Origin of the sequence: Lentibacillus kapialis (assembly GCF_014646635.1) — a bacterium.
GTDB classification, from domain to species: Bacteria; Bacillota; Bacilli; order Bacillales; family Amphibacillaceae; genus Lentibacillus; species Lentibacillus kapialis.
On the sequence record NZ_BMNQ01000007.1, the window covers coordinates 14,033 to 37,666 of the forward strand.

Sequence of the window (23,634 nt, forward strand, 5' to 3'; positions counted from 1 at the left end):
AGATTTTGAATCAATCCGGATCTTTCTTTTTATAGTATAATTTGTTTCATCTAAACCAGCGAAGCATTTTTCCGTAGCGGTGGTAAAGCTTATCCGAACGGTACACTTACATATACCAGTTATCATTCGTCTTAATGTTAAACGTTTTAGCTATGTCCCACCCCCTTACATTTTTATGCCAAAAACCACTCAAAAGTAATGTTTTTTTGACAATGCATTATTTTTCATTTAATTACCCTGTTAATAGCGGCCTAATAGTGTTGATATTTCATAAGAAAATCAAACTGAGATTCTTAATTTTCTCCACGGTATGTGAAATACTTAGTGTCTTTTTCCATACCTTATAAATTGTTAAAACAATTGAATGGATGCTGAATTAACGTCTGCCAGTTCATAGCTGCTGATCAATCCATTTTCTGCGATGGCTTTTTTGGGCACGGCTTTCTGACGAATGGTTACGTCTATTGGGCTGCCGAATGGGAAGACATCCATTTCAACTGTTCCGTTATCTTTCCAGTAAATGCCGACTTTATTTTTATGAAAGAAAGTAAGATGCTGCGGGACAGGTATGCCATCTTTGAAAAACGGATGTTCATCTTTTTTGGCTGACCCGGGCTCGTTCAGACAAAGATATAATGAAAGACTATCAAAAAATTGTAATAAGCTGTAATGAACACCAAATATGTCCTTATCATAATTTTCTATCCTATGAATAATTTTCTGCTGGCGGTCTCGTTCATTTTGGACAAATAGCTGTGATTCGTCTTTCGGATCGTCAATAAGGAAGCGTGTGTAATGTTCGCTGCATAATAGAGCAGCATATGAATCGTGTTTTTCGACTTCATCAATACCGTGTTTATAAAAAACAGTTTTAACTGGGTTGGGGATATCAGTGAACATAAAGGGCTCTTGTTTTTGGTCATTCCAGAATGGCTGTTTGTCGATCATCCTCCATGCATAGTCATGGTTTTCGATCGCATAGAGAACGGATTGCTTCCATATCTCCTCTATAAAAAATGAATCTTTCAGGTTGGCTGCCAGTTGACCGGAAATCCGCGCATGATGATCTTGTTCAATCATAATGTACTCGTTTTGGCGTTCTCTTACAATCATTTGTGACACCCTTTCTACTTTTAGTATACGAAATATGTGACAATATTTAAAATAAGATTTTATCAAAACTTATCTACTGTAAAAAAATCGTTCGGAGGTCTCCCGAACGATTTTTTATATGAGAAGCTGTCATTTCAAGTTACAGATTATTATACCATTCAGCGGCTGCTTTTACTTCACCTATCGACAATTGGTGCCCCATGTTTTCCCAATGGAGTTCAACACTGGCACCCGCATTTTCAAGCAAGGATTTGAGTCCTTCTGATTCCGTGGCTGAGCATATCGGGTCATTAGTTCCCGCTCCGATAAAGACGCTTTTTTCGGAGAGATCCGGCAGTTCAATCCCTTTTCTCGGTACCATCGGATGGTGCAGGATGGCAGCCTTTAAAGCATTTTGATAATGGAACAACAGGCTTCCTGCGATATTGGCACCGTTCGAATAGCCGATTGCGACTACATTATGGCGGTCAAAATCATGTTCTTCTGCAACCTTATCAAGAAATTCATTCAATTCCTTTGTCCGGGCAATCAAATCTTCTTCGTCAAATACCCCTTCAGCCAGCCGTTTAAAAAACCGGGGCATGCCGTTTTCTGAGACGCTTCCGCGGACGCTCAGCACATTAGCCTCCTTATCGATTTCACCGGCAAGCGGCAATAAATCTTGTTCCGTGCCTCCTGTTCCGTGGAGTAATAATAATGTTGGTTTTGTCTGGTCATTTCCTTTTTGAAAGACATATTTCATGATGAATTCTCCCTTCTTATTTCATTGACCTTCAGCTAACAACAATAGCCAGCCACATTAATCAACGGCAGTATGAATATAACTTACGGTTGTCCAACTCTTTTCAGGATATCGATAACCATTTTCTTCTCATCAATACTCAGCCCTTGAAATAACGCCTCAATTGCTTCTTTGTGTTTGGGGAAAATGTCATCCATCAGCTGTTTTCCCTTATCCGTGATATGAATGTATATAGAACGGCGATCATCTTTGCACGGCTGGCGTTTGAGCAGCCCCTTTGTTTCCAGTTTATCAATCACATATGTCATCGATCCGGCATTAATAAGTACTGCTTCAGAAATCTGCTTCACAGTCAATTCACCTTTGTGATACAAGGCTTCCAGGATAGCAAAATCGTTCGTTTTCATATCATACCGGCTGATGTCTTTTTTGACATATTCGGTTACTGATTTCGAAGCTTTCATTAGAATAACAAACATTTTTAATGATAGATTTTCATGCATAACCATTTCGCTCCAAACACGTTTAGATTAAATTTATTTAATTTGAATTCAAATTAATTATAATTGATTTGCCGAATATATGTCAACTGAATCCATTTATTACCGCGGGTAGGAAGGTGAAACGACGTCGTTTAAAAATTAGCTATTGCCATATGCCGCTATTCGTGTTTAAATGTATGAAATATCATATTAAACTGAATATGGGGTGATGATTTGGAAGATAGTGTATCAGTCGGTCTATTAGGAGTTGGAGTTGTGGGTTCAGGTGTCATAGATCTCATTGAACAGCATCAGGCAAAACTGGCTCATCAACTCGGATGCAATGTCCATGTTAAAAGTGCATTGGTGCGTAATCCGAATAAAGCACGTGATGTGGATGCCAAGACTAATGGGACACTGCTCACAACAAATTCAGATGATGTCTTAAATGATCCGGAAATCGATGTCATCGTTGAAGTAATGGGCGGTATTGAAGAAGCACGTGAGTCAATATTAAAAGCTTTTAAAGCCAAAAAGCATGTGGTTACAGCCAATAAGGATCTTGTCGCTCTTTATGGTGCTGAATTACATGAAGCAGCGGCAGAAAATAGATGTGACTTTTATTATGAGGCGAGCGTTGCCGGCGGGATTCCCATTTTAAGGGGGATAACAGATGGGTTTGCCTCCGATCACATCGAACAATTAATGGGGATTGTAAATGGAACAACGAATTACATATTAACAAAAATGCACAATGAAGGCGTCGGCTATGAAGAAGCGTTGAAAGAAGCTCAGGATCTTGGCTTTGCTGAGGCTGATCCGGCAGCTGATGTGGAGGGGCTTGATGCGGCCCGAAAAATGGCAATTCTCGGCCGGCTTGCTTTCTCAACCCATATTGATTTGGCCGATGTCGAAGTAACCGGCATAAATGGTATAGATTTGATTGACCTGCAATATGGTGATAACCTTGGATTCACTATGAAGCTAATTGGTTTTGCGAAATTTGATGGTAAGCAGGTTGAAGTGAATGTCCAGCCGGCACTTATTTCCAAAGATCATCCGCTTTCAGATGTCAAAAATGAATATAATGCTGTGTATGTATATGGCGAAGCAGTGGGCGAAGCTATGTTCTACGGCGCCGGAGCGGGAAGCATGCCGACTGCTGCTGCGGTTATTTCAGATGTTGTCGCGGTCATTAAAAATATGCATCGCGGTGTTACCGGCAGTCAATTCGTTGAACCCCGTTTTGAAAAGGAATTGAAAACAGAAGCGCAGCGTTTTGGTCAATATTATGTGCGTTTTTATGCAAAAGACGAAGCGGGTGTGTTTTCTAGGATATCGTCTTTATTCAATGAGTTTGATATAAGCTTTAAGCAAATTCTGCAAAATCCGTTAAAAGACGCGGATGCGGCAGAAATTGTCGTGATTACTCATAAGTCTTCACTTGAAAAAATGCATCAGGCCTTGGAAGCCCTCAGCAAACTTGACGAAGTGATTGATACTAAAAGCTTTTATAAAGTAGAAGGAGATGCTGAGGAATGACGTGGCAAGGTTTAATCAGACACTATCAATCGTATTTGCCGGTTACGGACAAGACCCCGGAGATCTCACTGCAAGAGGGCAATACATCCCTGATTCATTTCTCAACCTTATCTGAGCAATTGGGGATTGAGTTATATGGCAAAGTGGAAGGTGCCAATCCGACCGGTTCATTTAAAGACCGCGGGATGGCGCTGGCAGTTGCCAAAGCCGTTGAAGAAGGCAGCAATGCGGTGATCTGCGCCTCAACAGGCAATACCTCCGCTTCAGCGGCAGCTTATGCAGCCAGAGCCGGCATCAGAGCAATCATTGTTATTCCTAAAGGTAAAATAGCGCTTGGAAAACTGGCTCAGGCTGTCATGTACGGAGCGGATATCGTAGAGATTGACGGCAATTTTGATGACGCCCTGAGAATTGTCCGGAAAATCAGTGAACGTTCTCCTGCAACACTCGTTAACTCGGTTAACCCATATCGTCTGGAAGGACAAAAAACAGCAGCATTTGAAGTTTGCGATGTGCTCGGATCCGCCCCTGACATCCTAGGTATCCCTGTTGGAAACGCAGGCAACATCAGTGCCTACTGGAAAGGGTTTAAAGAGTATCACGAGGTGAAGCAGACAGGACTTCCATATATGTTTGGTTTTGAAGCAGAGGGAGCCGCCGCGATTGTTCGAAATGAAGTGGTTTCAAACCCTGAGACCATTGCCACAGCTATTCGCATCGGTAACCCGGCAAGCTGGAACCTTGCTGTACAGGCACGGGACGACTCCGGGGGAAAAATAGGTTCGGTGACCGATAAAGAAATTGCTTACGCTCAAAAACTTTTGGCAACGCAAGAAGGTGTTTTTGCCGAACCGGGCTCCTGCGCGTCGATTGCAGGTATTATTCAGCAGCGAAAGCAAAACACAATTGCTGAAGGGTCAAAGGTTGTCGCTGTTTTAACCGGTAACGGACTAAAAGATCCGCAAACGGCAATCGATCAAATTGATGAGGATCCTGTTACCTTGCCAAATGATGAGAAAACGATCACGGATTATATTGAAAAGCTGGTGGAAGCATGAAGCCGTTCAGGGTACGTGTTCCGGCAAGTTCGGCGAATATTGGGCCGGGATTTGATTCGATGGGATTGGCTTTGAATTTATATCTCACACTCGATATTTCACCCTCAGATAAATGGGAGATTGTGCAGCACTCACCGCATCTGCCGATCCTTACAAACGCTGAGGATCATTTTATTGTACAGATTGCCCATGATGTTGCAGCGCGCTGGCATGCTGAGCTGCCTGCGTGCAAAATGGCTGTCTACAGTGACATTCCATTGGCACGCGGGCTTGGCAGCAGCGCGTCTGCAATTGTTGCCGGCATTGAACTGGCGGTCAAGGCATGTCATTTACCTTTAACACCTGAAGAGAAATTGGAGCTCGCCACTGAAATTGAGGGTCATCCGGATAATATTGCCCCAACTCTAATGGGAGGGTTTGTCATATCGACTGTCACTGCCGGTGAAATCGACTGGATTCAACTGCCGGTTCCGGAAGTTGATGTGATCGTATATATCCCCGAAGAAGATTTGACGACAGAATCCGCCCGACAAGTTTTGCCCGAAACTTATAAACGGGAGGATGCGGCTACAGCGAGTGCCCTCAGCAATGTGCTGATTGCTGCGCTTGCTTCAGACGACCTTGAACTGGCAGGTAAAATGATGGAACGTGATATGTTCCACGAACCATACCGTGCCAAGCTGATTTCAGGCTATGAGGATATTAAGCGTGAGGCGAAAGAGGCCGGTGCTTACGGAACGGTTATCAGCGGATCGGGACCGACGATGATTTCGTTTGCTCCAAAAGGTAAAGGCCAAACGATCGCAGACCGCCTCAGCAATCTTATGACGGATCATAATGTAGCATTACTTGAAATAGATTACGGTGGGGCGGTTACAACCAGTGAACGGTTACGATAACCACACAGATTACATAAAGTCTGTGTGGTTAGTTTTTGCTATTCTTTTTCAGTCAGTTCAAGATTAAAATTACCGACGGCCCCCGGTTCGTATAAATTGACGACTGACGTGGAATAGCTGCTGATAGCAGCTGGAAATTCGAGATTTTTTTCGGGGACTTTCACCCTGAAATCATTCTTATACAGTAACGTTGTGACGTCATGATATGCTGCGTGGGTCACTTCAAAGTCAAAGCTCAATGTAATTCGCGTTACTCCATTCTTCCTGGTTGATCCTACCTGAACGTTAAACGCATTAATTTCCATATCATTGATGATAATTGTCTGATCCATGTGATCACCTTCTATAGACTAAACCAATTTTTTCAATCGTAACAGCTTTGATTATGGATTGCCATGTTTTGGCCTGTTGCAAGGCGGCTATTGCATTTGAAACTAGAATAAATTTTAAGTACGAGGGGAAAAGAATAAGTAGCAAATATCACCGAAAGGGGTCGGCTTATGGCAATTCCGCGTGAACAAGGCTTGGATCATACTCACGACTTGGTATCAGAAGGCTTTTTTTACATCCCTAACAGGCGCCGGAAATTTCAATCGGATATTTTCCACACAAGGCTGTTTGGACAAAAAGTGGTGTGTATGGGCGGAGAAAAGGCTACAGAAGTTTTTTATGATGAGACAAAATTTAAACGAAAAGGTGCTGCGCCGAGTCGCATTAAGGAATCCCTATTTGGCAAAGGTGGCGTACAGGGACTGGACGGTTCTGCACATAAGCATCGGAAGCACCTGTTTATGTCGCTCATGACATCTGAATATCTTAATGAACTGAGGGCGATAACCAGAAAACAATGGCGGATTGCAATTGATAACTGGAAAGAGAAGCGGGAACTGTCATTACTTCATGAATCCGAAAAACTAATGTGCCGCATAGCCTGTGAATGGGCTGATGTGCCGCTGTTTGCCAGTGAACTGAATCAGCGGGCGCGTGACCTTGCAGCCATGATTGATGCGTTTGGTGCTGTCGGGCCCAGGCATTGGAAAGGCAGAATGGCTCGCAACCGCTCCGAGAAATGGGTCAGGCGTCTTATCCGTCAGGTTCGGAGCGGGGATCGGCACCCACGAGAAGGGACGGCTTTATATGAAATAGCTTGGCACCGGAACTTGAATGGCAAACTGCTGAGTCTGCAAATTGCGGCAGTGGAATTGCTGAATGTCCTGAGACCGATTACAGCCATTGGACGCTATGTGACATTTGGTGCGCTGGCAATGCATGATTTTCCGGAAACAAAAGCAAAACTTCAGACGCGTAATGATAAAGACAAACGGATGTTTGCTCAGGAGGTCCGCCGTTACTACCCGTTTGCGCCATTTTTAGGAGCGAGAGTCCGTTACAACTTCAAATGGGGAGGGTGTCATTTTAGGAAGGGAACCCTTGTGCTTCTAGATATTTATGGAACAAATCATGATCCTGAAATTTGGGACAACCCTGATATGTTCAGACCGGAGCGTTTTGAAGAATGGGATGGCAGTCCATTTAATTTTATCCCTCAGGGTGGTGGTGATTATAGTATGGGGCATCGTTGTGCCGGTGAGTGGATCACAATTGATGTCATGAAAATCAGCTTGGAATTTTTGGCAAATAAGATCGATTACCAGTTGCCAACGCAGAATCTGGATTACAGTATGATACGAATCCCGCCCTTGCCGAAGAGCAGATTGATGATAAATCAGGTAACAAATAAATAATTGGAAAAACGCGGCATTCACCTTGTTTATACGAACGTCGACGTCTTTCTTATAAGGTCACCCATAATTTATAATTTTGACGTTACAACGAAAAAACGTCCTCTTAGGGGGCGTTTTTTCGTTATATTAAAATTTGTTAATGGGACAACCCCCCAATGAATAGAATGATATGCAGAGTATATAAATTGGGGGATAAATTATGCAGATTCACATTGTGCAAAACGGAGATTCAATATGGCAAATAGCACAACAATATCGAACGGCCATGAATCAAATCGTGTTGTTGAATGAACTGACAAATCCGGATGTGCTGGTTGTCGGGCAGTCGTTGGTGATTCCGGAACCCGGCCATGACTATGTTATTCAGCCTGGGGACACATTATGGCAGGTTGCGCAGATGTTTGGAGTGACGGTCCAGGAACTGGCTGTCGCCAACAATATCACAGATCCATCATTAATTTTTGTCGGACAAATGCTGATCAACCCTTATATTACGCACACTGTTCAAGCAGGTGAGTACATTTGGGGGATTGCCCAGCGATATGGTATTAGCGCTGAACGCATTATTGCGGTCAATGATATCGGACAGCCCGGGCTGATATTTCCGGGGCAAACGTTGAGGATTCCTGTTTCAGCAAAGCCCTTTACGGAAGTGAATGCTTATATAACACAGGTAGACAATCAAGGTGCTCCCGGGGTGATGCGTTTGGGCAGATATTTAACGTATCTTTCTCCGTTCATGTACAGTGTTCGTGACGATGGAACGCTAACCGAACTTCCTGATCAGCCGGTGCTTGAGGCCGCCAAGGCTAATAATGTTGCGCCGCTGATGGTGGTGACCAATTTCACCGGGGGTGAGTTTAATTCGGATTTGGCTGCGGCTGTGCTGCGCAGTTCCGAAGTACAGGAGGCATTGATCAGTAATCTATTGACAACCATGCGCGAAAAAGGGTATGCGGGCGTCAATTTTGATTTTGAATATGTATATCCGGAAGACCGCCGGAATTATAATAATTTTTTGCGGCGTGTTGTGGCCGGGCTGCATTCTGAAGGGTTTCTGGTTACGACAGCTCTTGCACCGAAAGAGAATGCTGATCAAAAAGGACTGTTGTACGAAGCTCATGATTATCAGGCGCACGGTGAAATTGCCGATTTCGTCATATTGATGACATATGAATGGGGATGGGCCGGTGGTGAACCATGGGCAATCGCCCCGATTAATGAAGTAAGGAATGTGCTGGATTATGCTATAACCGTGATTCCGCGTGACAAAATCGTGATGGGAATGCCTTTATATGGACGTGATTGGAACATTCCATGGGTCGAGGGTACGACAGCCAGTACGTTGAGTCCGAAAGAAGCGGTTCAACTGGCAGCTGAGTATGGCGCAGCTATTCAATATAATGAAACGTACCAGTCACCGTTTTTCCGTTATACGGATGAGAGCGGCCAGAGGCATGAGGTCTGGTTTGAAGATGCCCGCAGTGTTCAAGCGAAATATAATACGGTCAAGGAATATGGTCTGAGAGGTGTAAGCTATTGGGCGCTTGGCACCCCATTCCCGCAAAATTGGCCGATGCTGCAGAGCAATTTTCGAATCAGAAAATTTTAATGTTTCCCTTTGAGACGGCTATACCGTTTCAAAGGGCTCCTCCAATCTGCGAGTGATCACAAGGAACCAGAGTCTGTATTGATGTCCCTTTTGAGAATTAAAGTCCATTGAAAGGATATTACGTTGTTTCGCTTTATAGTTCACGAACGTTCCTCTCCGGTATCATCTCCAGTGTCTTTTTCGCGCATTTCCTGTTTTATGTCTTCTTTTGGATGTTCAAAATCATAGCGTGTTTTTTCAAGTGTTTTTCGGAAAAGGTCACGGAATTTCACTTCATCTTCAGTGTTGAATGCCTTCGGGCCCTTTGTTCGCTTTCCGCTTTTGCGTGCCACAGCATTTACATAACGGGTCTGCAACAAATGATCGATGTTTTGATTAGTATACGTGAAGCCTTTATGATGCAGAACGGTACACCCTTTTGAAAGCCCAAGTGAAGCAAGCCCGTAATCTTGAGTAATGATAATATCCCCTTTCCGTGTCAATTGCATAATTCGATAGTCGGCGGCTTCAGCACCTGTATCCACATAAATTGTCTCCACACCGGGTTTTTCATCATCATGTGAAAAGTGAGAAAAACTTTTCACAAGTATAACCGGAATATCAAAGTCCCGGGCAACAGATATGATTGTTTTTTTAACCGGACAGGCATCTGCGTCAACGTAGACTTTCATGATCATAACCTCCATATTCTATATAGTAATTTTAGCAGATGTCTTTTTGTGAAGCCACTATGAGCGGAAGGTAAAAGCTCGTAAGGTTGCCCTGACAATTCACCCTACAGGTACTTGAAGCTGCCCATGAAACAATTACGGAAAAAGCTGAACGATGTTGTCTCAACTGGTATGTGGGGCGAATTTTCAGCACGATATGACACGGTTTAAATTTTTTATTCAGTTTATCACGTACAAAATTAATTAACTGAAAAAACTTTATTTAACGAATTATCAAAAATCATTTACAGTCAAGAAATACTGAATTATAATCAAACTTACACTATTGAGCATATACATGATTATAAAAGAGCATGTTGATGTTATATTGACTTAGAGCAAGTTATTTGACCGATATAAAGGGAGGGGAGCTTATGAGGCTGGAAATCGGTAATTTTCATATTCAAGATGTTGATTTTGGCGAAACGACCGTTTTTGAAAATGGCTTACTGACAATCAACAAAGATGAGGCCTTACGGGTTGTGTATGAAGATGACCGCATTACAGACGCCGATATTGTTATTGCAAGACCAAATGATCCGATTCGCATTACGCCTGTTAAAGATGCCGTTGAACCAAGGTGCAAGGTGTCAGGAGGTGAGCTATATCCGGGCTTGACGAACAATCTTGTTCCAGCAGGTACAGGAAGAACGCACGTATTAAAAGGGGGGTGCGTCTTAGCAGTGGGGAAGCACTGGGGCGGCTTTCAGGATGGGTTGGTGGATATGAGCGGTCCCGGGTCTTACCAGACGATGTTTTCTTATTTGCTTAACATTTGTCTTGTGGCAGATACGAATGAAGATGATGAAAATCATGAGCAGCAAAAGAAAAATACCGCATTAAGGCTAGCAGCGATTCGGCTTAGCGAGTATCTTGGCGAATGTATCCGCGATATGGAACCGGATGGATTGGAGGTTTATGACCTGCCATCACCTAATGAGTTGGAAGATCGGGTAAAGGAGCTCCCAAGGGTCGTGTATGTACTGCAATTACAGTCGCAAATGATTGAAAACGGTTACAATTCACTCGTTTATGGATGGGATGCAAGAAATATGCTGCCGACACTTATGCATCCAAACGAATTGTTGGATGGAGCAGTTGTTTCCGGAAGTTTCATGCCATCATCGTCAAAAATATCAACCTATCAGCATGTTAATAATGAAACTGTAAAACGCTTGATGCGCGAGCACGGTGTAACAATCAACTTCCTAGGTGTGATTGTATCCAATCTAAATGTTGCGCTTGAAGAGAAACAGCGTTCGGCGATGCGCATTAAGCAGATTGCCAGCTCGCTAGGAGCGGAAGGGGCAATTGTTTGTGAAGAGGGATATGGCAACCCTGATACCGATTTTATTCTGGCTATAAGTGAGTTTGAGGATGCAGGTATCAAAACCGTTGGCATAACGAATGAAGCAACAGGACGTGATGGTCGCTCGCAGCCACTTGTTGATCTATCGATAAAGGCTAATGCGCTTATTTCAACCGGTAATGTGTCGCAGATATTAAAGCTTGATCCGATGGAGGTGGTTGTTGGTGAACTTGAATCACTTACCAGAGACGGAAATTCCGGAGGCTGGGATGGAAGTATTAAAGCAGATGGATCGATTGAAATGGAAAATAATGGAATTTTCTGTGCAGATGCAAATACCGGTAACCACTTCAAAACGGTTGTTGAGTATTAATTTGAAAGGAGGTGAGGCTGGTTGAAAAAAGCAATCTATTATCTCAATCAATTTTTCGGCCAAATCGGTGGTGAAGAAAAAGCTGATTATAGGCCGGATATTCAGGAAGGTGTATTTGGTCCGGGAATGCTGCTGAAGAACTGGCTTGAACCTGATATTGAAGTGACACATACCGTTGTTTGCGGAGATAATTACTTCGGTTCCAAAAAAGATGAAGCAGTTGAAATCATTCTGGATCTTCTGGAAAATAAGACGTTTGATGTATTTATTGCAGGCCCTGCTTTTATGGCGGGGAGATACGGATTTGCCTGTGGTGAAATCTGTAAGGCAGTCAAAGAGACATTTAATGTCCCTGTTTTAACGAGTATGAACGTGGAAAATCCGGCTGTCGAAATGTACAGAAAGGATATTTATATCTTTTCCGGCGGCAGAAGTGCTGCAACAATGCGAAAAGATGTGCCGACAATGGCCGACTTCATTACACGTTTGCTTGCAGGTGAGGAAACACTGTCGGCGAGGGAGGAAGGTTACTTCCCTATGGGTATCCGTGGTGAAACATTCGTGAAACCACCGAAAATGGGAGCCGACCGGGCCGTTGAGATGCTCCTGCAAAAATTAAACGATGACGAGTATGAGACAGAAATCCCGATACCGAAGATTGATAAAGTCCCCATTGCACCGCCTTTGGCTGATTTAAATAAAGAAACAGTAGCGCTCGTAACATCAGGGGGTATCGTACCTGAAGGAAATCCGGATGGAATTCAGTCCGCTTCTGCTACGAAATGGGGAAAATACGATATAACCGGTCAGGGCGAACTGAAAGCAGGTGAATGGGAGACAATCCACGCCGGGTTTGATCCGAGCGCCGCCAACGAAAATCCAAATGTGGTTGTTCCGTTGGATGCGATGCGGCACTTTGAAAATGAAGGCAAAATCGGACGTTTGTATCACTTCCTGTACACTACGGTCGGCACGGGGACCAGTCAGGCGGAAGCAAGCCGAATGGGCAACGAGATTGCCAACGAACTGCTTGAGGCAAATGTTTCGGCAATTGTCCTGACATCCACCTGAGGAACGTGTACGCGTTGCGGGGCAACGATAGCAAAAGAAATTGAAAGAGCAGGCATACCAATCGTGCAAATGGCAAACATCGTGACGATCGCTAAAACGGTTGGTGCTAATCGGATTGTTCAGACTGTGTCCATTCCACATCCGCTGGGTGATCCGAATCTGACGGAAGAGGAACAATGGAATTTGCGAAGGCACCGTGTTGGGGTCGCCCTCGATGGTTTAATGCAAGAGATTGAAGAACCCTCAATTTTTGATGTGACTATATAAAATGTTTAAGGAGAGTGCTGGATCATGTTAAAAGGTAAAAAGGTGTTTATCCTGGGGGAAAGAGATGGTGTACCTGCACCGGCAATTGCAGAATGCGTTAATGCTGCAGGGGGCGATGTCATCTACAAAGACACATCTTGTTTTGTTTGAACTGCCGCTGGCGCAATGGACCAGGTGGTCCAGGGAGAATTAAAGAAAGCGGCTGAAGCACACGGGCAAGAAAATGTTGTTGTTCTGTTAGGATCCCCGGATGCCGATAGTGCCGATATTTATGCGGAAACAGTGACGATTGGTGATCCAACTTATGCCGGACCTCTAGCAGGGGTTGCACTGAACCTTCCTGTGCATCACATTTTGGAAGACATGGTCAAAGAGGAGGTCCCTCAGGAAATATATGACGAACAAGTTGGCGTTGCGGAGCTATCATTGGAGAAAGAAGCCATATGTAGTGCGATGGAAGAGGCCAGGGTGAAATTTGTCTAACGGTAACGGGGGGAAAAGCGTGAATGAACAGCATATTTACGACGTGATTATTGCCGGTTCAGGCCCGGCTGGCATGACTGCAGCACTTTATGCATCAAGAGCCAAAATGAAAACACTAATGGTTGAACGCGGTGCACCGGGCGGGCAGATGGTTGATACGGAGGACATTGAAAATTTCCCGGGGTTCGAGCACATTCTCGGCCCCGATCTCTCCAATAAGATGTTCGAACATGCAAAGAAGTTCGATGCTGATTATATTCAAGGTAATATTCAAACGATTGAAGATGGCTACCCTTACAAAAAAATAACAATGGCGGATAATGAAATACTGGCAAAATCTATTATTGTTGCTACAGGTGCTGAGCACAGGAGCCTGCATGTACCCGGAGAAAAGGCGTTGTCGGGTGCCGGTGTCTCCTATTGTGCTGTATGTGATGGCGCTTTTTTCCAGGATCAGGAGATAGCTGTCGTCGGCGGTGGAGATTCAGCGGTGGAAGAAGGGGTTTTTCTTACCCGATTTGCTTCAAAGGTGACCATTATACATCGCCGGGATGAATTAAGGGCGCAAAAGCTGTTGCAAAAACGGGCGTTTGATAATGATAAGGTTGCGTTTATATGGAATCATGTTGTTGATGAGGTTAAGGGGAATGGGGTGGTTTCGTCAGTATCACTCACCAATACGATTACCGGCGAAAATTCAGAAATGTCCTGTAATGGTGTATTCATTTATGTTGGTATGGATCCGCTTACCGAATGTGTTGCGGATCTTGGTATCACAAATGAAAACGGATATATCGAAGTGGATGAAAATATGTGTACCAATGTTAAGGGCATATTTGCAGCAGGTGACGTGAATGAAAAGAAGTTACGGCAAATTGTAACGGCAACGGGTGATGGCAGTATTGCGGCCCAGTCGGCTCAGGAATACGTTGAGAAGCTAACTGAAGAATTACACTACGCACGTGAGGAGGTATAACATGATTACACCGGTTGTCAAAGGTGCCTCTTCGGTCATTGCCCATACGCCTGGTCTGGTCCGCCACGGTTCTAAGCCCACAAGGGAAACAGCGAAAAATGATCATTTACTTGACGAGATTTTGGCTAATCTCAGAAACTATGAAGAAGCCGTTGCATACCCGCCAAACCAGGTGTTCATCGGCAATATGCGGCCTGATGATCTAAATGAATATGCACGGCCATGGACTAATGTGAAGCTTACGGATGCAGAGCGATTCGGGCCGTCCGGTGAAATCGTTCCCGAGGATGAATTTTACGGGTGGCTTAAAATAGCTGACGAGTTTCAATTGGTTTATTTGGAAAAAACGTTTTTATTGGAATTGAAGGAAAAACTCACAAATCATCCAATCATACAACCGGAAGATTTTGAGCGCCTGGGTGAAGGGAAGGATATCGAAGTAATCGAAAAAGCGTTAGCCCAGGGCAAAGCTGAACCATTGCATGTGAACGGTAATAAGCTGGTTGGTTATGTGCAGACAGGGCATGATGAAGATCCCTTTTTGACCGCTGAGATTATTTTGGAAAATCTGTGCAATAAGGCTTCAGGTATTATTGCCATGCGTCATGTTCTGTATTCATTTGATGTTACAGCAGAAGATGTTGACTATGTATTTGGCTGTGACGAAGAAGCGGTTGGTGACCGCTATCAGCGCGGCGGTGGTAATATAGCCAAATCCATTGCTGAACATGCAGCCTGTGTCAACGCAACGGGCTCTGACATTAAAGCTTTTTGCTGTGCCCCTGCCCATTCAGTGAATATTGCTGCAGGACTTATCCAAGCGGGAATCTACGAGGAAATTGTTATTATTGGGGGCGGCAGTTTGGCAAAACTGGGGATGAAGTTTGCCGGGAATTTAAAACATGATATGCCGATTGTGGAAGATCAGATGGGAGCTATTGCCATGATTATTGGCAAAGACGATGGAAAAAGTCCGGTGATTCGCACAGACAGTATTGGCAAACATGATATCTCCGCGGGCTCCTCTGCACAAGCTATCTACAAATCATTAATTATTAAGCCGTTGGAGCGGTTTGGAAGGGGGATTCTGGATATCGATAAATATGCAGTCGAACTTCATAACCCGGATGTGACAGAACCCAATGGCAATGGTAATGTGCCCAGAACAAACTACCGTACAATTGCTGCGATGGCAGTTCTGAGAGGAGAAATGGAAAAAGCAGAAATGAATCATTTTGAGAATAAACATGGTATGGCCGGTTTTTCGCCGACCCAGGGCCATATTGCCTCAGCCATTCCATTTCTTGGCCACGCACGGGAAATGATCATGAACGGTGACATTAATAATGCCATGTTTGTTGGCAAAGGCAGTCTTTTCCTTGGCAAAATGACAAACCTGTCCGACGGGATGTCTTTCCTTATTGAAAAAAATGAAGGGGTGAATGAACCATGATGGATGTAAACAAAGGAAATTTTAATCAGGAAGTGCTGGAAGCCGACAAACCAGTGGTTGTTGATTTTTGGGGGCCGAGTTGTGTGCCGTGTAAACAATTAATGCCTGATGTGGAAGAATTGTCGGAAATCTATCAGGACAGGGTTAAAGTTGTCAAATTGAATACAGCTGAAAACAGGCGGCTTTGTATTGATTATCGTGTGATGGGGCTTCCGGCTTTTCTCGCATTCAAGGACGGTAAAGAAGTGAACAGGATCTCAGGTGGCGACCTGACAATAGAAAATATCGAGGAATTAATATTAGAACAGGGTTAGTAAACGGACATTGGGATACATGTTAATGACAGGGACTCCCGGTAAGGGCATTAGCATTATCCCATTTTTCTATCATGTTATTAAAGATCGTATGATTTACGTAAGGGGAATTGGTAAATGTATTTTATCAAACATTCAATACTAAATTACTGGAATCCATATATTGCGCTCCTACTGGCCGGTATTTTAAGTGCGTTATATTTCGCTTTTACGGGAGCAGTGTGGGCCGTTACGGGTGAATTCACACGCCTGGGCGGGGAATTCCTGGGACTTTTCGGTGCCGATATATCAGGTTGGGCATATTTTGATATGATCCGGATGGATGGAACAACATTGACACGTCCGGGTGGCTGGATGATTTGGGGCATGTTTGCCGGTGCGCTTATCATGGTATTATTGAGTAACAATTTTAAAATTCGTGTTCCAAGGCAAAAACGACGTTATGTACAGGGACTCTTCGGTGGCATCATTGCGGGATTTGGTGCACGTTTGGCGCTTGGCTGCAATCTGGCAGCCTTTTTTACCGGTGTGCCCCAGTTCTCCTTGCATTCCTGGATTTTTATCGTTGCAACAGGTGCCGGTTCGTATATTGGAGCGAAAATCGTGCAAACCCGCTGGTGGAAAGGAAAGCCTGCCTTAGCGAAAGGGGGCGGCAAGTCAACTGTAAAGGCAACCAGGACAATACAACCCTTTGTCGGTGGAGTTATCGCTGTTTTATATTTATCGCTTATTGTACTTTTTTTTGCTCAAGGGCAAATTTTACTGGGATTCGGTGCTCTGTTTGGCGCGCTTTTTGGTATTCTTATTGAAAGAGGACAAATTTGTTTTACGTCAGCTTTTCGTGATTTATGGATTATGGGTCGCAGCATCATGGCCAAAGCGATTATAGCCGGTATGGCGGTCAGTTCTGTCTTGACGATTGCGGTCATTGCTTCCTATGGTATGCTCCCCATTACACAAATCGCTGCCCCAAGCACTTTCATTGGAGGCGCATTGTTTGGTCTTGGTATTGTCATGGCTTCCAGTTGCGAAACCGGGATGATGTATCGTTTGATGGAAGGGCAGATTTTATATTTCACGGTATTTGCAGGAAATATAGCCGGCGCAACTTTTCTCGCGTTTGCCTGGGATCATCTTGGTGTTTATGATCTATTTGTTGCCAGTGGAGCGGAACTAAATCTTGTTCCGGCTTTTGGTCCTGTGGGTGCCGTGCTTGCAACACTGCTGATCCTGCTTGCCCTGTATATTATTGTTAAGTTACGCGGTGACAATTATCATGCTGTTCTCAACGTGAAAAAGGGAGGTAAAAGGTATGCAGGAACAGATGCAAGCTGATTTCACATTGGATTTACGGGGCGAATCCTGTCCCTATCCGGTTATATATACGTTGGATACACTTGAAGGTTTAGAAGGAGGGAAGCTTCTGAAAATCATAACCGATTGTCCGGCATCTTTCAGGAATGTCCCCGAGGAAACAGTGAAACGCGGGTATCAGTTGGCAGATTTCCCGATTAAAAACGGTCAGGACATTTTGTTCTATGTTTATACTTAAAGCCATCTTTCCATTCAGTGAAGGAGGTGATTGCATGACGAGAGAAGAAATCAAGTTAACCGCACTATCCAGTAAAGCCGGCTGAGGATGCAAAATTGGTCCGGAAGACCTGGCGCAAGTTTTGCGTCATTTACCAGCGACTACACCAAATCCGAACTTGCTTATTGGTTCGGATACATCCGACGATGCCGGCGTATACAAGATAAGCGATGATACGGCATTGGTGCAAACCCTGGACTACTTTACACCGATTGTTGATGATCCTTATATGTTCGGACAAATTGCAGCTGCAAATGCCTTAAGTGACGTTTACGCTATGGGTGGAAAACCGATTACGGCTATGAACATCGTCGGGTTTCCCGTGAACACACTTGGTAAAGACATATTAGCAGATATTCTGTCCGGAGCTGCTGCAAAAGTTGCTGAATCAGGAGCTGTTTTGGCAGGCGGGCATTCAATCGATGATCAGGAGCCAAAGTTTGGGCTGTCAGTTACCGGTACGATTCATCCGGATCACATTTTATCCAATGCAGGGGCAAAACCCGTTGACGTATTGATTCTTACAAAACCAATTGGCGTCGGCATCCTGACAACCGCAAAAAAAAAAGACTTGCTGGCGAAAGAAGAACTTGAAACAGTAACAAACGTTATGGCGGCTTTAAATAAAGATGCGGCAGAGGTTATGGCCGATCATAATGTGCACGCCTGTACGGATGTTACCGGCTTTGGACTGCTTGGTCATATTTTGGAGATTGCCGAGAACAGCCAAGTTGGCATCACGCTGTCAAGCGGGGAAGTGCCGATTTTGAAAAGAGCGAAGACGCTCGCTAAACAAGGCGTTATTCCAGGCGGTACGAAGAAAAACCACAAGTGGCTGTCTAATCGTGTTGAATATGCCGATTCCATTAATGATATTGATCAGTTAATTCTTTGCGACGCGGTAACTTCAGGAGGCCTCGTTATATCTGTACCTGAAACAGAGGGAGAACGACTGGTACATGCGCTTGCAAATCGTCAAATCGAGCCGGCCATCATCGGCAGCGTGACCAACAAGAATAAAGGTCGGGTGAGTGTGAGCTAGGAAGGGGAACGGGTTGATCAGTTCCTTTTCATCATATAGAGAGACACGGAAGTTAATGGATGGTTTTCTTTAATTCAGAAAGGTCCATAAGCGAAACAAGGTTGGCGGGACTGTGTGGGAATCGAACCCACCGAAGACGGCACGCGTCTCCCGCAGGGTTTTGAAGACCCGGGAGGACACCAGTCACTCAGCCAGCCCCATAAATTAGCTTTATTTTTCAGATACATCTTTATAGTCGAAATATTATACATTAATAATACCATATTTTTTAAAAAATCGCACGGCTGAAATGCTCTGGTTGAAGAAAATTTTTACAGACAAAGCGGGGGGATTAAAATGGATGATGCTTACTTTACGATTGGTATGGCAGGCCATATTGATCATGGCAAAACAGCCCTGACGAAAGCACTTACAAACGTGGATACCGATCGCTTAAAGGAAGAAAAGGAACGGAAAGTATCAATTGAACCTGGTTATGCACCTTTGGAAACAAAGGATGGCAGCCACGTTTCGATTGTGGATGTGCCGGGGCATGAACGGTTTATCCGCCAGATGATTGCCGGAGTCGCAGGTATTGATCTTGTCATTCTGGTAATCGCTGCGGATGAAGGGGTGATGCCGCAAACAAGGGAGCATTTGCAAATTTTGGAGTTTCTTGGCGTCCAGCATTGTATTGTCGCGGTATCCAAAATAGATCGTGTTGATGCGGAATTGCTCGACTTTGCTATAGAGGATATCAGGGAAAGTATAGCCGGGACCATTTTTTCTGAGGTCCCATTGGTTTGCGTTGACAGTATCTCCGGAAAAGGTATCGATCAGCTAAGACGACAAATTGTATCTGAACTGGAAAAGACAGTATTTCGGGATGCTTATGGCTCGTTTCGACTGCCAATTGACCAGGTGTTTACAGTGAGAGGACAGGGAACGATTGTGAGAGGAACCATTTATGAGGGCATTGTACAAAAAGGGAGTCCATTGACTATTCTTCCCGGAGGTTACAAAGTGAGAGCGCGGCAAATTCAGGTCCATCGTCAGGGACAGCGTATATCGCGTGCCGGTCAGCGAACAGCTATAAATCTTAGTGGAATAGACAAGGAAGACATCGAGCGTGGGGATGTGCTTGTTGCCTCCGATCACTTTTTGGTGACGAATACGATTGATGTCAACCTGCAGCTTGTCGAAAACTTGTCCTCACCTGTAAAACAGCGGATGCCGGTAAAAGTACACACCGGGACATCTGAAGTGATGGGGAGAATCGTCTTTTTCGACAGGAATGAAGTGATCCGGGATGATGATGATGTTTTGTGCCAGATTCGCTTGGAGGAAAAGATTGTTGTTTGCCGTGGTGACCGTTTTATTCTAAGAAGACCCACACCGGTTGAAACACTTGGCGGCGGATGGGTGATTGAGCCTAAAGGAAACAAGTACCGTTTTGGTGAAACCACAATGGACATGTTGCAGAAAAAGAAAGACGGGACACCAGAAGATTTAGTTAAAGATGTCTTAATGAAGCATAAATTGCTGAATGTGAAACAGTTGATTCAATATACGTCCTTTGATGAACCTGGAATGAAGGCCGCAGTCAATAAAGGCATTGACACCCGGCAATTGGTACAAGTAACAGGGGACAAGTACGCCCTGGCGAAAGACGTCATCATGATAAAGGACATGGTATCACAGCAATTGCAGAATCGCCACGATGAATTTCCGATGCGGCCGGGAATCAGTAAGGCTGAAATCGTGCAATCGTTTAATGGTCAGTTTCCGAAGCGGCTCGTGGAATTCGGTTTGGATTCAATGCTGTCAACCGGTGAAATACAGAAGGATAAACAGTTCCTTGCCTTATCTGGTTTCACACCATATTTGCCTGAAAAATGGAAAACGCAAATGGAAGCGATTATTAATCAGCTTGAAGCGGATGGCCTGCAGGTGAAGAGGTGGACAGAATATATAACGCATACAACGGTGCTGAAACAAGAAGCTGAAGACTTACACGCCTACCTCATTCATACTGAACAGGCACATCCGTTAACGCGTGAACTCATTATTCATCATAAGACGTTTACAGGTGCTTTATTAATGTTAAAAGCCGGCACAAATGAGACATTCGGTTTAAAAGAGGCGAAAGATGCACTACAGGTATCCCGAAAATATTTGGTTCCGTTTTTGGAACTATTGGATCAATATAAACTGACTAAAAGAGTCGGCGATAATCGAAAATGGATATAGGATGAATCTTCCGCCTGAATCGAATATTGTGGTGGAGCTTCCATTGTCTTGCTACATACCAGCAAAACAATCAATTAATACTGGTATATCGCACGTTGCAATGGTACGGAAATCGAGGAGCACCCGGTCATGTTTGAGTCTTGCAAGAACAGCGGGCTGTCCTGTCCGAAGCCGGTTAAAAATCTGCTGCGGGGTAAATTGTGTGTGGCATACGGAAACGACAAGTGTTGCCAGTTCAACATCCGGCATGCTCCCCCCGCCAACTTGTGACGTATCTTCTTGTATGTTGAACTGCCATGCCTTGCTTTTTCTACGTACACCCTCCACGAATGTTTCCGCTCGTTGTTGGATTTCGGATATGGACAGTGACATGTCACGGATCACGGGAATATCGTTATCATCTCCCTCCGCATAACTTTTTATTGTGGCCTCAAGTGCAGCGAGTGTCATTTTATCCACACGTAATACACGTGCCAGTTGGTGCCGTTTTAATTTATCCACCAGTTCTTTCCGTCCAAGAATAATCCCTGCTTGTGGCCCTCCCAATAACTTATCACCGCTGAATGAAATGATATCCACACCCGTTTTTAGCACATTGGATACGACGGGTTCGTCGCCTGCTTCAAAATTATAAAGTGCCCCGCTCCCAAGATCCTCATAGACAAGTAACTGACGGTGCTTTTGTGCCAATTTGACCAGTTTTCCCGTGTCAACTGAGTCGGTGAACCCAATCGTTTTAAAATTGCTGGTATGAACCTTCATCAGTATGGCTGTCTCGTCGCCTATTGCCTGTTCATAGTCAAACAAATGGGTTTTGTTGGTTGTCCCGACTTCTCGCAACATTGCTCCGCTTTCTTCCATGATGGATGAGATTCTGAAGGAACCGCCTATTTCCACAAGTTCACCGCGGGAAACAATGGCTTCTTGTTTATACGCCAGTGTGCGCAGAATCAGATAAACGGCTGCGGCATTGTTGTTGACGACCATTGCCGCTTCTGCACCGGTGATTTCTGTTAAAGCAGATTCAGTCAGCTGATGTCTGGAGCCGCGCCTGCCTTGTTCTAAATCATATTCAAGGTTCGAGTAATTCCCGGCGGTTAGCACAACTTGATCAATGGCTTTTTGACTTAATCTTGCCCGCCCGAGGTTGGTATGTAAAATTGTTCCCGTGGCGTTGATGACGTATCGTAAATTATGTTGCCGGAACGTTTCAGATTTTTGTTTGAGCATGGTGAAAATGACGTTTTTCAGGTCCGCTTTGGTTGGAGATTCCTGCTCCCAGTTGTTGTTCAACATCTGCTCACGTATATGATGAATGATGTCCTGGATCCATTTTGTCAATGTTGAATACGGAATATCAGATTCTTCCTGTAACGCTGTAAATCGATTATCGTTTTGAACGGCGTGGATAGCCGGCAGTTCCCGGAGATATTCCTTCAACGGTTGCCCCCCTATGTATGGCGCGTTAGTTTTTGTAAATCATACAGCAGTACACATCAAACGCAACTTGCTACTGTTGACGCATTCTATTATAATAGCGAACCAGTCGATTTGACAAAAATATTCTGAATCTATTTTAATTTGTTAGTATCATATTAACAGATCCAGGATACCACCATTATCAACTAAGTTTGCCATTTATTTTTCTGATTTGTCTTTTCCAATAGAAATAATGCGAAAGCCATATGACTAAGAAGATGAACATAAAAATCAATATACCGGTTAAAATGATACTTCCATCCGACGGAAACCAATGTGCCCATAAACCACAGAGGACAAATACTGTTCCGGCGATAAGAAAATGTAAACTACCAATGACCAATGGATTGGCGTTTTTTGAATAAAACCATCCGATTACTGTGTTCACTCCCACTAGCACAACAGTGGCGCCTATATTTCTGAACAAATAAGTTGGGCTGATCGAATCGTATCCCAATGCATCTGTGATTATCCATGTAACAATAACCATTATATTGGCTGATAACGAAATATTAAGCACCAAAGATAATGCTTTCTTTTTAATCATCAAAACGCCTCACTTTCTAAATAGGATTTCTTTAATTTTCTTTGTGTGTGATCGTGTCGTATAAAGTTGTTCTTTATCTTTTAAATGGAGAGTAATTCGACCACCAAATGTATACTCAAAACGTTGAACCCATTGTAAATTAACGATTTCAAATCGTGATATCCTTACAAAATAGTTGGGTAGATGCGATTCAATTTCATAAAGTCTTTCAGTTATTTTCTGTTTTCCGAATTCGGATTTCACATAAACCGCCTTGCTTTCTGTGAAAAAATAATAGACTTGCTTTAAATCAATGGGTGAAAAACTTGAACCATTATGTGCGATAATGATGTTCGACGGGTACGGGTTTTCAAATAAATGATTTATCTTGTCTACGAATTCATGATGCGTTTTGGTTCGCAGAATGGTTAAGTTGGCAGGCAACGAATGATCATATTCAATTTTCAGCTCCATAAGGGTCCTCCTTCTCCTTTAAGTCGTGTAAAATATCTGTATACTTTGATTAACATTATATACAAGACGGGAATGGAAAGGAAGATCGTTCAGATGAAACACCTTTTTGAAGCGACGAAATGCTTAATGAATCTGACCAAATAA

22 protein-coding genes, 1 tRNA gene and 1 pseudogene are annotated in these 23,634 nt (G+C 43.9%); 15 read left to right on the forward strand and 9 right to left on the reverse strand.

All coding sequences use genetic code 11. The features are described 5' to 3' along the window. Positions 1-351 precede the first annotated feature (351 nt). The 3 genes from IEW67_RS04575 to IEW67_RS04585 all read right to left on the reverse strand — a co-directional run bounded on the left by IEW67_RS04575 (position 352) and on the right by IEW67_RS04585 (position 2,358). A complete protein-coding gene (locus IEW67_RS04575) occupies positions 352-1,113 on the reverse strand; it encodes a DUF3891 family protein (RefSeq protein WP_188631886.1) in 762 nt (253 codons plus the stop codon). 139 nt (positions 1,114-1,252) lie between these two features. Further along, positions 1,253-1,855 (reverse strand): alpha/beta hydrolase, encoded by a 603-nt coding sequence (locus IEW67_RS04580; RefSeq protein WP_188631887.1) that lies wholly within the window; start codon positions 1,853-1,855, stop codon positions 1,253-1,255. 83 nt (positions 1,856-1,938) lie between these two features. Next, a complete protein-coding gene (locus tag IEW67_RS04585; RefSeq protein WP_188631888.1) occupies positions 1,939-2,358 on the reverse strand; it encodes a MarR family winged helix-turn-helix transcriptional regulator in 420 nt (139 codons plus the stop codon). A gap of 213 nt (positions 2,359-2,571) precedes the next feature. Between IEW67_RS04585 and IEW67_RS04590 the strand changes: the two genes are divergently transcribed. From IEW67_RS04590 to thrB, 3 genes are read left to right on the forward strand one after another with little or no spacing between them, the layout of a single operon-like run. After that, positions 2,572-3,879, forward strand: a complete 1,308-nt coding sequence (locus IEW67_RS04590; RefSeq protein WP_188631889.1) for a homoserine dehydrogenase — start codon at positions 2,572-2,574, stop codon at positions 3,877-3,879. Further along, complete coding sequence (gene thrC / locus IEW67_RS04595; RefSeq protein WP_188631890.1) at positions 3,876-4,937, forward strand: threonine synthase; 1,062 nt, start codon at positions 3,876-3,878, stop codon at positions 4,935-4,937. Before IEW67_RS04590 ends, thrC begins: the two co-directional genes overlap by 4 nt. Continuing rightward, positions 4,934-5,836, forward strand: coding sequence for a homoserine kinase (thrB, locus tag IEW67_RS04600; RefSeq protein WP_188631891.1), 903 nt, complete (start codon positions 4,934-4,936; stop codon positions 5,834-5,836). The genes thrC and thrB overlap by 4 nt, the downstream gene beginning before the upstream one ends. A 38-nt stretch (positions 5,837-5,874) precedes the next feature. Here thrB and IEW67_RS04605 read toward each other — a convergent pair whose 3' ends face one another. After that, complete coding sequence (locus IEW67_RS04605; protein ID WP_188631892.1) at positions 5,875-6,168, reverse strand: DUF3219 family protein; 294 nt, start codon at positions 6,166-6,168, stop codon at positions 5,875-5,877. 168 nt (positions 6,169-6,336) lie between these two features. Here IEW67_RS04605 and cypC point away from each other — a divergent pair, with 168 nt between their 5' ends. Beyond that, positions 6,337-7,581, forward strand: coding sequence for a CYP152 family fatty-acid peroxygenase CypC (cypC, locus tag IEW67_RS04610; RefSeq protein ID WP_188631893.1), 1,245 nt, complete (start codon positions 6,337-6,339; stop codon positions 7,579-7,581). 199 nt (positions 7,582-7,780) lie between these two features. After that, positions 7,781-9,193: a glycoside hydrolase family 18 protein gene (locus IEW67_RS04615; RefSeq protein WP_188631894.1), complete on the forward strand. Its 1,413-nt coding sequence runs from the start codon at positions 7,781-7,783 to the stop codon at positions 9,191-9,193. Between the two features lie 239 nt (positions 9,194-9,432). Here the strand turns inward: IEW67_RS04615 and IEW67_RS04620 are convergent. Continuing rightward, positions 9,433-9,864, reverse strand: a pseudogene (locus IEW67_RS04620) (YaiI/YqxD family protein); the annotation flags it as partial. Between the two features lie 413 nt (positions 9,865-10,277). Here IEW67_RS04620 and IEW67_RS04625 point away from each other — a divergent pair. The 9 genes from IEW67_RS04625 (at position 10,278) to selD (ending at position 18,782) form a co-directional block, all read left to right on the forward strand. Continuing rightward, positions 10,278-11,585: a glycine/sarcosine/betaine reductase component B subunit gene (locus IEW67_RS04625; RefSeq protein ID WP_188631896.1), complete on the forward strand. Its 1,308-nt coding sequence runs from the start codon at positions 10,278-10,280 to the stop codon at positions 11,583-11,585. 21 nt (positions 11,586-11,606) lie between these two features. Further along, positions 11,607-12,923 carry a glycine/betaine/sarcosine/D-proline family reductase selenoprotein B gene (locus IEW67_RS04630; protein ID WP_188631897.1) on the forward strand — a complete coding sequence of 439 codons (1,317 nt, stop codon included), beginning with the start codon at positions 11,607-11,609 and terminating at the stop codon, positions 12,921-12,923. Between the two features lie 24 nt (positions 12,924-12,947). Beyond that, on the forward strand, positions 12,948-13,406 hold the full coding sequence (gene grdA, locus IEW67_RS04635) for a glycine/sarcosine/betaine reductase complex selenoprotein A (protein ID WP_188631898.1): 459 nt from the start codon (positions 12,948-12,950) through the stop codon (positions 13,404-13,406). 19 nt (positions 13,407-13,425) lie between these two features. Beyond that, the gene (gene trxB / locus IEW67_RS04640) at positions 13,426-14,382 is read left to right on the forward strand and encodes a thioredoxin-disulfide reductase (protein ID WP_188631899.1); all 957 of its coding nucleotides are present in this window, start codon (positions 13,426-13,428) and stop codon (positions 14,380-14,382) included. A gap of 1 nt (position 14,383) precedes the next feature. Next, positions 14,384-15,835 carry a glycine/sarcosine/betaine reductase complex component C subunit beta gene (gene grdC, locus IEW67_RS04645; protein ID WP_188631900.1) on the forward strand — a complete coding sequence of 484 codons (1,452 nt, stop codon included), beginning with the start codon at positions 14,384-14,386 and terminating at the stop codon, positions 15,833-15,835. Then, positions 15,832-16,149: a thioredoxin family protein gene (locus tag IEW67_RS04650; RefSeq protein ID WP_188631901.1), complete on the forward strand. Its 318-nt coding sequence runs from the start codon at positions 15,832-15,834 to the stop codon at positions 16,147-16,149. Before grdC ends, IEW67_RS04650 begins: the two co-directional genes overlap by 4 nt. Before the next feature lie 117 nt (positions 16,150-16,266). Further along, on the forward strand, positions 16,267-17,484 hold the full coding sequence (gene yedE, locus IEW67_RS04655; RefSeq protein WP_188631902.1) for a selenium metabolism membrane protein YedE/FdhT: 1,218 nt from the start codon (positions 16,267-16,269) through the stop codon (positions 17,482-17,484). Then, positions 17,474-17,701, forward strand: coding sequence for a sulfurtransferase-like selenium metabolism protein YedF (yedF, locus tag IEW67_RS04660; protein WP_188631963.1), 228 nt, complete (start codon positions 17,474-17,476; stop codon positions 17,699-17,701). The genes yedE and yedF overlap by 11 nt, the downstream gene beginning before the upstream one ends. 34 nt (positions 17,702-17,735) lie before the next feature. Beyond that, positions 17,736-18,782 (forward strand): selenide, water dikinase SelD, encoded by a 1,047-nt coding sequence (selD, locus tag IEW67_RS04665; RefSeq protein ID WP_188631903.1) that lies wholly within the window; start codon positions 17,736-17,738, stop codon positions 18,780-18,782. A 102-nt stretch (positions 18,783-18,884) separates the two neighbouring features. Here selD and IEW67_RS04670 read toward each other — a convergent pair. Beyond that, a tRNA-Sec gene (locus IEW67_RS04670) sits at positions 18,885-18,981 on the reverse strand. 137 nt (positions 18,982-19,118) lie between these two features. Here IEW67_RS04670 and selB point away from each other — a divergent pair. Further along, the gene (gene selB, locus IEW67_RS04675) at positions 19,119-21,011 is read left to right on the forward strand and encodes a selenocysteine-specific translation elongation factor (protein ID WP_188631904.1); all 1,893 of its coding nucleotides are present in this window, start codon (positions 19,119-19,121) and stop codon (positions 21,009-21,011) included. A gap of 51 nt (positions 21,012-21,062) precedes the next feature. Here selB and selA read toward each other — a convergent pair whose 3' ends face one another. The 3 genes from selA to IEW67_RS04690 form a co-directional block, all read right to left on the reverse strand. Continuing rightward, on the reverse strand, positions 21,063-22,451 hold the full coding sequence (gene selA / locus IEW67_RS04680) for an L-seryl-tRNA(Sec) selenium transferase (protein ID WP_188631905.1): 1,389 nt from the start codon (positions 22,449-22,451) through the stop codon (positions 21,063-21,065). A 181-nt stretch (positions 22,452-22,632) separates the two neighbouring features. Further along, complete coding sequence (locus tag IEW67_RS04685; protein ID WP_188631906.1) at positions 22,633-23,037, reverse strand: DUF3021 family protein; 405 nt, start codon at positions 23,035-23,037, stop codon at positions 22,633-22,635. A gap of 9 nt (positions 23,038-23,046) precedes the next feature. Further along, entirely contained in the window at positions 23,047-23,490 is a 444-nt protein-coding gene (locus IEW67_RS04690) for a LytTR family DNA-binding domain-containing protein (RefSeq protein ID WP_188631907.1), read from the reverse strand. Between the last annotated feature and the right edge of the window lie 144 nt (positions 23,491-23,634).

What these genes read in the sequence shown, in the direction of transcription:
- IEW67_RS04575 (WP_188631886.1), bottom strand. Translation starts at nt 1,113, where the DNA reads ATGATTGTAAGAGAACGCCAAAACGAGTACATTATGATTGAACAAGAT.
- IEW67_RS04580 (WP_188631887.1), bottom strand. Translation starts at nt 1,855, where the DNA reads ATGAAATATGTCTTTCAAAAAGGAAATGACCAGACAAAACCAACATTA.
- IEW67_RS04585 (WP_188631888.1), bottom strand. Translation starts at nt 2,358, where the DNA reads ATGCATGAAAATCTATCATTAAAAATGTTTGTTATTCTAATGAAAGCT.
- thrC (WP_188631890.1), top strand. Translation starts at nt 3,876, where the DNA reads ATGACGTGGCAAGGTTTAATCAGACACTATCAATCGTATTTGCCGGTT.
- thrB (WP_188631891.1), top strand. Translation starts at nt 4,934, where the DNA reads ATGAAGCCGTTCAGGGTACGTGTTCCGGCAAGTTCGGCGAATATTGGG.
- IEW67_RS04605 (WP_188631892.1), bottom strand. Translation starts at nt 6,168, where the DNA reads ATGGATCAGACAATTATCATCAATGATATGGAAATTAATGCGTTTAAC.
- cypC (WP_188631893.1), top strand. Translation starts at nt 6,337, where the DNA reads ATGGCAATTCCGCGTGAACAAGGCTTGGATCATACTCACGACTTGGTA.
- IEW67_RS04615 (WP_188631894.1), top strand. Translation starts at nt 7,781, where the DNA reads ATGCAGATTCACATTGTGCAAAACGGAGATTCAATATGGCAAATAGCA.
- IEW67_RS04625 (WP_188631896.1), top strand. Translation starts at nt 10,278, where the DNA reads ATGAGGCTGGAAATCGGTAATTTTCATATTCAAGATGTTGATTTTGGC.
- grdC (WP_188631900.1), top strand. Translation starts at nt 14,384, where the DNA reads ATGATTACACCGGTTGTCAAAGGTGCCTCTTCGGTCATTGCCCATACG.
- IEW67_RS04650 (WP_188631901.1), top strand. Translation starts at nt 15,832, where the DNA reads ATGATGGATGTAAACAAAGGAAATTTTAATCAGGAAGTGCTGGAAGCC.
- yedE (WP_188631902.1), top strand. Translation starts at nt 16,267, where the DNA reads ATGTATTTTATCAAACATTCAATACTAAATTACTGGAATCCATATATT.
- yedF (WP_188631963.1), top strand. Translation starts at nt 17,474, where the DNA reads ATGCAAGCTGATTTCACATTGGATTTACGGGGCGAATCCTGTCCCTAT.
- selB (WP_188631904.1), top strand. Translation starts at nt 19,119, where the DNA reads ATGGATGATGCTTACTTTACGATTGGTATGGCAGGCCATATTGATCAT.
- IEW67_RS04685 (WP_188631906.1), bottom strand. Translation starts at nt 23,037, where the DNA reads ATGATTAAAAAGAAAGCATTATCTTTGGTGCTTAATATTTCGTTATCA.
- IEW67_RS04690 (WP_188631907.1), bottom strand. Translation starts at nt 23,490, where the DNA reads ATGGAGCTGAAAATTGAATATGATCATTCGTTGCCTGCCAACTTAACC.